The sequence below is a fragment of the Alkalibacterium sp. m-11 genome, assembly GCF_054658155.1.
On the sequence record NZ_BAAGIR010000158.1, the window covers coordinates 1 to 3,941 of the forward strand.

Here is a 3,941-nt window from a genome sequence, read left to right on the forward strand (position 1 = left end):
TAATAAGAAAAGGTCTTGAGAAATAACTTCAAGCTATCGCTTGACCGACATTCATCTCCCACTTTCACTGGTGCTTCGTACCCATACGTTTAGAAGTGGGAGACTTCTTTCGGAATTACGTTAAAAAAAGAGTAAGTAATAGAGACAAAAAGTTTAGTTACTAAATTTTATGAAAGTAAATGACTTTTCACACAGCTGTGCTATACTTTTACAAAAGCAGTAAATTTTATTTGGGGAGAGGATCTTAAGTGTTAAAACCTGTCATTGATCATGAAGTATTTGAAGCGATTGAACAAGAGAAAAAGCGTCAGGAAGAGAACATTGAACTTATTGCATCAGAAAACTTTGTTTCTCAAGCAGTCATGGATGCACAGGGAAGTGTGCTGACGAATAAATATGCAGAAGGCTATCCGGGCAAACGCTACTACGGTGGATGCGAATTTGTAGATGTGATTGAGAATCTGGCCATCGAACGAGCAAAAGAACTTTTTGGTGCAGAGTATGCCAATGTACAGCCGCACTCTGGTTCTCAAGCTAACATGGCAGTTTTTCAGACTTTCCTGGAACCCGGGGATACATACATGGGAATGAACTTGAATCACGGTGGTCATTTGACCCACGGTTCTCATGTCAATTTTAGTGGGAAACTCTATAATGTCGTCCCTTATGAAGTAGATAAAGAAACTGAAACAATCGATTTTGACCAGGTCAGACGTCTGGCGCTTGAGCATAAACCTAAAATGATTATTGCTGGTTACAGTGCCTATCCTCGAGCAATTGATTTTGCCAAATTCCGTGAGATAGCGGATGAAGTAGGGGCTATTTTGATGGTGGATATGGCTCATATAGCCGGTCTGATCGCGACGGGAGAACATCCGGATCCTATTCCTTACGCTGATGTTGTGACCAGCACGACGCACAAAACGTTGAGAGGACCTAGAGGCGGACTGATCCTTGCGAAAGAAGAGTACGGCAAGAAGCTGAACAGCGCAATCTTCCCGGGCATTCAAGGGGGACCACTTGAGCATGTGATAGCGGGGAAGGCCATTGCATTCAAGGAAGCTCTGGAGCCCAGTTTTAAAGACTATACTAAACAAATCAAGGCAAACGCACGAGCTATGGTAGAAGTATTTGAAGGATCAAAAGGCCGTTTAATTAGTGGGGGAACGGATAATCACCTGCTGCTTATGGAAGTTTCTGACTTCGGACTAAACGGGAAACAGGCAGAGGCTTTACTTGATGAAGTAGGCATCACTGTAAACAAAAATTCTATTCCTTTTGATACACTTGGACCATTCAAAACAAGTGGGATTCGAATCGGAACACCAGCTGTGACCACTCGCGGATTCAAGGAAGAAGAATGCAGACACGTAGCTGAACTGATCGTTGCTGCTTTGAATTCTAAGGACAACGAAGATGAACTAGACAAAATCAGACAGTCAGTTAAGGAACTGACACGTAAGTTTCCACTGTACGGATAATCGGTAGATGAGTATAAAAGCTGACCTCAGGATAAGACTGAAGTCAGCTTTTTCGCTACTTTAGATACTTTATTCCCCTACAATCTCATTGTGTAAACAGACCGGATCAGTTCGTGTGATCTTTAAAGCTGTAGCACTTTTATGCTATGTATGATTTACTATATAAAAGCATTAATAACGACAATAACAAGTAGAATAATAATGAATTAGAGGAAGAGGGAATGAACGATGACCAGTTGGATTGTTATGGCCTATTTTCTAATGTTTTTAAAAGGTAATGTGGCAGTAGAGGACATCAGTTACATATATTTGTTAAGTAACTTAATCGGAGGAATTATACTGGTAAGTAGACTTCATTTAGATTATGGAAAAATTAGCCTTGGACCTCTGGTATATATAGTGGTTAACGTGAGTCTGCTGGTGTCAAGGATTTTGGAGATTAAAATCATCTCTATTGGACTTACTGGAACGCTAGACTATGTTCTTTCAATCAGTATGGTCGCGGTATTATTTTACAATTTAATCTTTCCAGTTTTTTCTTTTTCTGAATTGTTTGATAACAGAAATAGAACGGCACAATCAGTGTCAACTAGAGTGCGTCTGCCACTCAATACAGCATTGTTTATATCCCCGCTGGTACTTATTACGTTCTTCTTCAGTCCATTGCTTACAGGCATACTAGTTGCTTTACTCATACTATTTGAATACTTAACCTTGTGGCAAGTCAGCTCAGCTTCCCAACAAGTGAAAATTAGATAATCATATAAAAGGTCATTCTAGAAATCCTAGAATGACCTTTATAATGCAGTTTATAAAAAAGTAATCAGAACACTTTCCCAGGATTCAGTCGGTTATCCGGGTCAAAGACTTGTTTGATGGCTCGCATGTACTTCAAGTTGATGTCATCCGTCATGCTTGCCATGTATTCTTTCTTGACGATTCCGATGCCGTGCTCGGCGGAAGGAAGGCCTCCTAGATCAGCAACTTTCTGGTACAGATCTTTTAGAAGAGCAGCGCGTCTTCTAGTCCATTCCTCTTCACTCAAGTCATCTTTCATCAACAGGGTATGAACATTTCCGTCTCCAGCATGTCCGAAGTTCAAAACATTCAGCCCATGTTTTTCCTGCATCGCTTTTGTGGACTCGATCAGTTCGGCAAATTTATTGATTGGAACGACCTCATCCAGCAGTTCGAATTCAGTAAAGACGGTAAGCCCCAGAAGAATGTTGTCTCTCAATGCCCAGTTCTTAGCGGCTTCTTCCTCTGTCAGGACATGACTCTCAAGTGCGGTCTCTTTAGCAATCTGCTCGACCAGTTCGGCCCGCACCGTCAGATCAGCTGCATCATTTCCATCAAGCGTCATTAAGAGATAGGCTTCTCCCACCTGTGATTTTAATGGGTAACCGAGATTCTGTTCAGCGTATCTCAGAGCCTGCCGTTCAAACAGTTCCACCCCGGAAGGATCGGCTCCGCTGGTCAGAATAGCTAAAGTTGCGTCTGTTGCTTCCTGGACCGTATCGAAAGCCAGAAGGATGGACAGACTGGCTTTAGGTAGAGGAATCAGTTTAAGCTTGATCTGAGTCGTAATGCCGAGTGTGCCTTCCGATCCGATAAAGAGGTCTTTCAAATCATATCCGGAACTGTCCTTGATGTTTTTGCTGCCGAGTGTCATGGATTCTCCACTGGGCAGAACGACGGTCATTTCTCTTACATATTGGCGGGTCGTTCCGTATTTGACGGCACGCAGTCCACCGGCATTCGTCGCCACATTTCCACCAATCGTTGAATGCTTTGAAGCGGGATCTGGTGGATAGAAGTAGCCTTTACTCTCTACATAGGTATGAATGTCGCCAACCAGCACGCCCGGTTCAACGGTCAGCGTCAGCGTTTCTTCATCCAGCTCGGTAATGGTATCCATCAGATGAACGTCGATGATGAGTTCATTGCCTTCAAGCGGAACTTGAGCACCGGCAACACCTGTCCCAGCACCACGAGCCAGTATCTTCAGATCTTTGTCGATGGCAAACTGAACCAGGGCCTGAACTTCTTTATGTGTGACTGGGAGAGCGACTGCATGAACGGGCTTGATATTTTTTACATAGGTGTCTTTATAATAAGTTTCCGGGACGGCATCACCGATAAACAGGCGCGTGCTGTCCGTAATAATTGAGTCGAGTGTAGTCATTTAAATCCTCCTAATTGGCTTAAGGTGTAAGCGGTTCATTGTGTATCCATTTTAACTAATTAGGCGGTCAGGTGTCCACCATAATCCGATGAAAAAGATGATCAGGTACAAACATTCATTATTTGACACCTTTTATCGTACTGCGACAGAAGACACTCGCTTCTATAAGCGGGTGATGAATGGCGCTCGAGCTTGCTCGACAGTATTTTCGAAAAAAGTAAAAAATAAGTCTTATTCCTGCAATAACTCGTCACACAAAAGTCATTGTTCCCCTT

The 3,941-nt window shown here is 42.8% G+C and carries 3 protein-coding genes; 2 read left to right on the plus strand and 1 reads right to left on the minus strand.

The features are described 5' to 3' along the window. Positions 1-248 precede the first annotated feature (248 nt). Both ACYQ2O_RS10915 and ACYQ2O_RS10920 read left to right on the plus strand, forming a co-directional pair. Positions 249-1,481: a serine hydroxymethyltransferase gene (locus tag ACYQ2O_RS10915; RefSeq protein ID WP_459796614.1), complete on the plus strand. Its 1,233-nt coding sequence runs from the start codon at positions 249-251 to the stop codon at positions 1,479-1,481. A 228-nt stretch (positions 1,482-1,709) separates the two neighbouring features. After that, positions 1,710-2,240 (plus strand): hypothetical protein, encoded by a 531-nt coding sequence (locus tag ACYQ2O_RS10920; RefSeq protein ID WP_459796615.1) that lies wholly within the window; start codon positions 1,710-1,712, stop codon positions 2,238-2,240. A 64-nt stretch (positions 2,241-2,304) separates the two neighbouring features. Here the strand turns inward: ACYQ2O_RS10920 and ACYQ2O_RS10925 are convergent, their stop codons facing one another. After that, entirely contained in the window at positions 2,305-3,666 is a 1,362-nt protein-coding gene (locus ACYQ2O_RS10925; protein ID WP_459796616.1) for an FAD-binding oxidoreductase, read from the minus strand. Positions 3,667-3,941 lie beyond the last annotated feature (275 nt).

Coding starts and splice junctions, on each gene's coding strand:
- ACYQ2O_RS10920 (WP_459796615.1), top strand. CDS start 1,710: ATGACCAGTTGGATTGTTATGGCCTATTTTCTAATGTTTTTAAAAGGT.
- ACYQ2O_RS10925 (WP_459796616.1), bottom strand. CDS start 3,666: ATGACTACACTCGACTCAATTATTACGGACAGCACGCGCCTGTTTATC.